4 protein-coding genes are annotated in these 7,225 nt (G+C 62.4%); 3 read left to right on the top strand and 1 reads right to left on the bottom strand.

Translation table 11 applies throughout. The features are described 5' to 3' along the window. Positions 1-206 precede the first annotated feature (206 nt). The 3 genes from pgm (at position 207) to NA647_RS07335 (ending at position 4,989) form a co-directional block, all read left to right on the top strand. Complete coding sequence (gene pgm / locus NA647_RS07325; protein WP_256057064.1) at positions 207-1,871, top strand: phosphoglucomutase (alpha-D-glucose-1,6-bisphosphate-dependent); 1,665 nt, start codon at positions 207-209, stop codon at positions 1,869-1,871. Between the two features lie 579 nt (positions 1,872-2,450). Next, the gene (locus NA647_RS07330) at positions 2,451-3,221 is read left to right on the top strand and encodes a 3-hydroxybutyrate dehydrogenase (RefSeq protein ID WP_256057065.1); all 771 of its coding nucleotides are present in this window, start codon (positions 2,451-2,453) and stop codon (positions 3,219-3,221) included. Between the two features lie 139 nt (positions 3,222-3,360). Further along, on the top strand, positions 3,361-4,989 hold the full coding sequence (locus NA647_RS07335; protein WP_256057066.1) for a methyl-accepting chemotaxis protein: 1,629 nt from the start codon (positions 3,361-3,363) through the stop codon (positions 4,987-4,989). 432 nt (positions 4,990-5,421) lie between these two features. Here the strand turns inward: NA647_RS07335 and NA647_RS07340 are convergent, their stop codons facing one another. Further along, positions 5,422-6,909: a sigma-54 interaction domain-containing protein gene (locus NA647_RS07340; protein ID WP_256057067.1), complete on the bottom strand. Its 1,488-nt coding sequence runs from the start codon at positions 6,907-6,909 to the stop codon at positions 5,422-5,424. Positions 6,910-7,225: the final 316 nt, after the last annotated feature.

The following is a 7,225-nucleotide window of genomic DNA, read 5'->3' on the forward strand; positions in this document are numbered from 1 at the left end:
AAGGAAGCGGGCTTCGTCGCGGTGATAAACGGCAATATCATGCGCGCCTGAGCTAGCCAAACATTCCGCCTGCTGTATGGGGAACCAAAGCCCCTGAACCGATGGTCTTAGCGCGTAGATAATGGCATCGACCAATGCCTTGATTGCTCCCGTGCGGGCCACGGTTTGCCTGATGCGACGTTTTCATTCTTCCAAAGGAACGACAGATGAGTCTCGACCTCAACGCAGGACGCTTGCCTGAAGAACACACCCTGACCAACCTTCCGCGCCTGATTTCGCGCTACTACAGCGAGCGTCCCGATCCCTCGGATCCGGCGCAGCAGGTCTCGTTCGGCACCTCCGGTCATCGCGGCTCGTCGCTGAAGAACAGCTTCAACGAGCGGCACATCCTTGCCGTGACCCAGGCGATCTGCGATTACCGCCGCGAGCAGGGCATCGACGGTCCGATTTTCGTTGGCATGGATACCCATGCGCTATCCGAACCCGCGTTTGTGTCGGCGCTTGAAGTGCTGGCGGCCAACGGCGTTGAGACGCGCATTGATGCCGGCTGCAGCGAAACCAATGGCGAGCCGGGCTACACGCCGACGCCGGCCATCTCCAACGCCATCCTCGAATACAACGCGGGCCGCAGCGGTGGCCTGGCCGATGGCATCGTCATTACGCCCTCGCACAACCCGCCGGCCGATGGCGGCTTCAAGTACAACCCCACCAACGGCGGCCCGGCGGATACGGGCGTGACCAAGTGGATTCAGGATCGCGCTAACGCCTTGCTCGTAGCCGGGCTGAAAGGTGTCAAGCGGATGGATTACGCCCGTGCGCTGAAAGCGCCGACCATTCAGCGCTTCGATTTCATCGAACACTATGTAGGTGGTCTGGGCCAGGTGATCGACCTCGAAGCGATCCGTAACTCCGGCCTGAAGTTCGGCGTCGACCCGCTCGGCGGTGCCGGCGTGCATTACTGGACGCGCATCGCCGAACGTTACGGGCTACCGCTCGACGTGCTCTCGACGCGCGTCGATCCGACCTTCCGCTTCATGCGCCTGGATTGGGACGGCAAGATCCGCATGGATTGCAGCTCGCCGCACGCCATGGCTGGGCTGATCGAGAACAAGGACCGCTTCGACGTGTCCTTTGCCTGTGACACGGACCATGACCGCCATGGCATCGTTGCGCGTTCGGTTGGGCTGCTGAACCCCAACCATTACCTGGCCGTTGCGATCGAATACCTGTTCACCCACCGCCCCGAATGGAGTGCGCAGGCCGGAATCGGCAAGACGCTGGTCTCGTCGTCGATGATCGATCGGGTAGCCAAGGGCATCGACCGTCAGGTCGTGGAAGTGCCGGTGGGCTTCAAGTGGTTCGTCGATGGTTTGATGGACGGCAGCCTGGGCTTTGGCGGCGAAGAATCGGCGGGTGCGTCCTTCCTGCGCAAGAACGGCGGCGCCTGGTCGACCGACAAGGACGGCCTGATTCTCGGCCTGCTGGCGGCGGAGATCACTGCTGTAACCGGCAAGGACCCGGGCGAGCGCTATCAGGCGCTGACCGAGCGTTTCGGTGCGCCGGTGTACCAGCGTATCGACGCTCCGGCCGATCGCGAGCAGAAGGCCAAACTGGGCAAACTCTCGGCCTCGCAGGTGAAAGCGGGCGATCTAGCCGGCCAGCCGATCACGCAGATTCTCACCGAAGCGCCGGGCAACGGCGCCGCTATTGGCGGGCTCAAGGTCGTGACCGATAACGGCTGGTTCGCCGCTCGGCCCTCCGGTACCGAAGACGTCTACAAGATCTACGCCGAAAGCTTCGAAGGCGAGGCGCACTTGAAGCGCATCCAGGAAGAAGCCAAGGCACTGGTGGACGGCGTGCTGGCTGGGTGAGGTGAGGAGTGACTGGCTGGTGTTCGGTGAAAGCGATGGAGCCGCCGCACGCCGGCGAGTTGCTTGCGCCGAAGTGCTTGGGCGGTTGCGATGGCGCCGCGACTGTCCGGCGCGTATCGAGCCCGATTGCAGGGCTGTCCAGCGGCTCGGACATAGGTTCGGGCTGCCATGTGTCGCCTTATGAGCATGTACAGGATGCTGGACATTGAGTTGGCCGGCTAACGGATAAGTACCACCCATTTCCTCCATTCGAGCGCGCGCTATGTCGGGCACCTCGACCTTTTTGCGTCGCCGCTCGCCGCTCTGGCATGGCTTTCGCTCTGGTTTTCCAGTCTCGCTTGTTTCCGTACCGCACCTTCGATGTAGACCGACGGTGCGGACGGCGCGATCAGAACAATAAGGAAAACCGTACATGAATGCCCCACGCGAACTTTTCGGCGGATCAGCCGCCGGCACCCGACCGTCCCGCCTTGCCATCACCTTGCCCAGCACACTTCATATCAGCCGCTACTCTGATTGTCAGCAGGGTGTCTTGAGCACCGCTGCCCTGAGCGTCACTCGCAGCAATCGGAGACAGCCATGATTCTGAAAGGCAAAGCAGCCCTGGTCACCGGTTCGACCAGCGGGATCGGTCTGGGCATCGCCTGCAAACTGGCAGAAGCGGGCGCCGACGTGATGCTCAATGGCTTCGGCGATGTGGAAGCGGCCATCGCTCGCGTATCCGGCTATGGCACCCGCGTGCTGCATCACTCAGCCGACGTATCCGACGCCGAACAGATCGCCGCGATGGTCAGCCAGACCGAGCGTGATTTCGGTTCCCTCGATGTGCTGGTCAACAACGCCGGCATTCAGCACGTAGCTCCGATCGAAAGTTTCCCGGTCGAGCGTTGGGACAGCATCATCGCCATCAATCTGTCCTCGGTATTCCACACCATGCGTTTGGCGCTGCCGGGCATGCGCGAGCGCAACTGGGGGCGGATCGTCAACATCTCCTCGGTTCACGGTCTGGTGGCTTCGGCGCAGAAATCGGCCTACGTGGCCGCCAAGCACGGGGTGATCGGCCTGACCAAGACGGTCGCTCTGGAAACCGCATCCACCTCAGTGACCTGCAATGCGCTCTGCCCAGGCTGGGTACTGACGCCGCTGGTACAGCAGCAGATCGACAGCAAGACGCAAACCCATGGCGACCCGGTCCGCGCGACGCGGGAGCTGCTGATGGAGAAGCAACCTTCGCTGGATTTCGTGACGCCCGAGGAGCTGGGTGATCTGACGCTATTTCTCTGTAGCGACGCCGCCAAGCAGGTACGCGGCGCAGCCTGGAACGTCGATGGCGGCTGGCTGGCGCAGTGACGCTGCGGGCCTGATCGACCGTGTTGGGGCAAGCCTTCACGTTTAACGCACTTAGGAACGGCGCCTGAGCTCTATGCGCTGGTGAGCAGTTGCGGTTCGCCAATGGTTGGCGCGCTGCCTTCATAAGGATGACGTCTCGATGAACAGCTTCTTTCGTCAGTTTCGTATCGCTCAGCGGGTCTGGATGCTTACCCTGGGTTTCGGTGTGGTCGTAGTCCTGTTCACCTGGTGGATGGTGGCCAGTCTGCAACGCAGTCTGACCGAAGAAAAAATGGCCGCCGTGGATGCCGCACTGACCACCGCCGTACGGGTGATGGAGCATTACGAGGGCAAAGCGCACGCTGGTGAAATCACGCTTCCAGAGGCGCAAACCGGCGCAATGGAAGTGATCGGCACCATCCGTTACCTGGGCGACCACTACCTGTGGATCAACAACATGGATTTTGTCTGGCTGATGCACCCGGTCAGCCCGCAACTGGTCGGTCGCGATCTGCGTGATTTGAAGGACAAGGCCGGCAAGCCATTCGTGCAGCAGCTGGTGGACGGTGTGCGCAGCAACGGCTCCATGCGGCTCGAATATCTTTGGCCGCGTCCGGGCGCAACGGAACCCGAGCTCAAGCTGACCGAGGCACGTGGCTTCAAACCCTGGAGCTGGATGGTGTCCAGCGGCATTCACCCCGCCGATATCGATGCCGTGGTGAATCGCGAAGTGACAACCGCCCTGTTCGTCGGCGCGTTAATCCTCGCTGCGTTGGCGGGGTTCAGCATGCTGGTGATCCGCAGCATTACCGGCCCCTTGCGTGCAACGGTCGCCACCCTTGAGAAGGCTGCCGAGGGCCGCACCGACCTTACCGTACGCCTGCCCACACAGGGCCGTGACGAGCTCGTTCAGATGGCCCGCAGCTTCAACACGCTCATGGAGGCCGCCGGCGGCGTGGTCGGGCAGGCCAACCTGAAACTGATGACTGCCAGCGAGGACCTGTCGCAAATCACCTCGGACGCCCAGCGCGATGCCGAGCGCCAGGAAAGCGAAACCATCAGCCTGGCCGCCGCCATGAATGAGATGGTTGCCACCGTGCAGGAAGTTGCGCGTAGCGCCAGTCTCGCGGCTGATTCGACCAAACAGACAGAAGCAGAGGCCGCGCAAGGTCGGCGGATGGTCGAGCAGACCATGCAGGAAATCGCCGATCTGACCCGCGATCTGTCGCAAGCGCGTGCGGTGGTGGAAAAGCTGGCGAAGGACTCCCGCGACATCGGCACCGTGCTCGACGTGATCAATGGCGTCGCCGAACAGACCAATCTGCTTGCGCTCAATGCCGCGATCGAGGCCGCTCGCGCCGGTGAGCATGGGCGGGGTTTTGCGGTGGTGGCCGACGAGGTGCGCTCGCTGGCGCAACGCACCCAGCGCTCGACTCAAGAGATCCATGCAATCATCGAGCGGCTTCAGTCAGGCGCGACCACAGCCGTCGAGCGCATGGCTCGTAATGCGGAAAAGGCGCAGTTGACGATGGATCAGGCGGCGCGCGCAGGTGAATCGCTCGGCGCCATTACGGTCGCGGTCTCGACCATTAACGACATGAATCTGCAGATCGCGACGGCCGCCGAGGAACAGACCGCTACGGCTGAGGAAATCAATCGTAGCGTCAACGGCATCCGCGACACCGCCGGCTCCGCTGGGCAGACGGTCACCCGAACTCGCGCCGCCAGTACCGAGCTGCGGCTATTGGCGCAAGAGCTTTGTGGTCAGATCGAACGGCTGAATGCCTGATCGGCTAAGGCGGTGGCGTCGGCTGTAGGGCAGAACCTCGTTCGGCAGATTTGCAAAGGCCGAACAAGTTCGGCCCTACGGTATGCCGTTCACTTAGGCGAAACGCCGCATTCCTGTGTAGGTTGCGGCGTTTTTCTGGGCTAAGGGAAACCCGCCGCCTACTACGAGGGGGACGCCGAGTCCTTGCTCGCGAAGCTCTTTGCTCGACCCAGGCCACTCAAGAGCTTCGCGAGCAAGCTCGCTCCTACAGACAGGGCCATCAGCCGTGGTGTTTGCATTAAGTGGACAGCATTACGCCCCTACGAGACTTAAGGCCCGGCCATGTGCTTGACCTGGTAGGGCCGAATTTATTCGGCCGTAGATTTACGAGGCCGAACAGTTCGGCCCTGCGAGGAGGCGGTTGTGACGGCAGTGAAACGGGAGCGGAGCTGGCTAACGCTCGCTCAGCCCATGCAGCTGCAGTTTCGAGTACAGGCTCGCGCGGGAGATGCCCAGCTCGACGGCGGCACGGCGGCGGTTGCCTTTGCAGGCTCGCAGTGCGTGTTGCAGCGCGCGACGTTCGGCCTGGGCAATGCTTTCGGCCAGCAGCTGCAGCGGTGCTGCTTCCAAGACGGATGGTTCGGCGGGGAGCGGCATTGCTGTTGGCGGCACAGATGCGGCGCTGCTGCTCTGCTCGCCAAGTAACGGCAGCAGATGCCGCGCTTCCAGCGGCAGGCCATCGGCATTCAATTGAGCTCGCTCCAGCAGGTTGCTCAATTCGCGGACATTGCCGCGCCAGGGTTGGCCGCAGAGCAGCGCTACGGCTTCGGGCGTGAGCTCCATCGGCGCATGGCCGGATCGATTGGCGATGTCATCAAGCAGATGCTCGACCAGCGCGGGAATGTCGCTGGCACGTTCGCGCAACGATGGCACCTTGAGCGCGAGGACATTGAGGCGGTAGTAGAGATCGTCCCGGAATTGTCCGGCGGCAACCTTGGCTTCCAGACCGATGTGGGTCGCGGCAATGACCCGTACGTTCAGCGGTTTGACCTGGTTGGAGCCGAGGGGCTCGATTTCCTGTTCCTGCAGCACTCGCAGCAGTTTCGCCTGCAGTGGCATGGGCAGATCACCGATTTCATCGAGGAACAGCGTGCCGCCGTTGGCGACTTCGAATTTGCCGATACGCGCCTTGCGATCCGCGCCGGTGAATGCGCCTGGGGCGGTGCCGAACAGCTCGGCCTCTACCAGGGTTTCCGGGATAGCCGCGACGTTGACCGCAACGAAAGGGCCGTTGGCCCGTGGCGAAAGGTTGTGGATGCCCTGGGCGAGCAACTCCTTGCCGGTGCCGGTCTCGCCGCGGATCAACACCGTGGCGTCAAGCTGTGCCGCGCGGCGGGCCTGACGCTTGACCTCGCTGGCGGCTGGGCTGGTACCGATGAAGCCAGCAATGGTGTAACGCGCGCGGCGGGCCTTGGCCAACTCGTTCTGAGTCGCGACCAGCTGCGTCTGCAGAACGTTGAACTTGGACATCAGCGGTCTGAGGTGCTGCGCCCGGTCGAACAGCACGAAGCCCAGCGCGCCGACCAGGGTGCCATCCTCGTCCCGTAGCGGAATGCGGGTCACCACGAAATGCTCATCGCCGAATGCCATCAGGTCGAGCATGCTGGGCAGCCCGCTTTCCATTACCTCGCGCAGACGGCTGGCTGGCAGCACCTCTTCGATTTCCTTGCCAAGCACGCTGCGCGGATCGCTGATACCGACCTTTGCGGCGTACTTGTCATTGATCCAGACGATGCGCGCCTGGCGGTTGACCGCGATGGTGCCTTCGCACTGGGCGTTGAGGTGATCGAACAACAGCGGCATCGCCACGGCGCGAAAGCGCTCCGGGGAGACGCCGATTATCAAACCATTGTGATCGAGGTCGTTGCGCGCAATCGCCATGGGCAGGGATGTCCGTTTGGGTTCCAACCGATTATGGAAGGCCCCGGCTGCCTCGGGCAAGGCAGCCGGGGCGAGGGCGCATGCAGGCCGTTGAAAAACGTTGGCGAGGCAGGCAAGACAAGGCGCAACGACGAGCGGGAGTAACAGCCGAAGGCTGGCCCGAAGGGCGAGCGCAGCGAGTCAAACGGCCGAGGAAGCGGATCGGACTCGCGAACGAGTTTACGTGTTGTACATGAGCTTCTGAGGCCGTTTTCAACGCCGTATTGCCAACGCAGGTAGTTTTTCAACAGCCTGCTAGCGCGCATATACCTCTTTA

Origin of the sequence: Stutzerimonas stutzeri, from assembly GCF_024448985.1 — a bacterium.
Lineage (GTDB): Bacteria > Pseudomonadota > Gammaproteobacteria > Pseudomonadales > Pseudomonadaceae > Stutzerimonas > Stutzerimonas stutzeri_AP.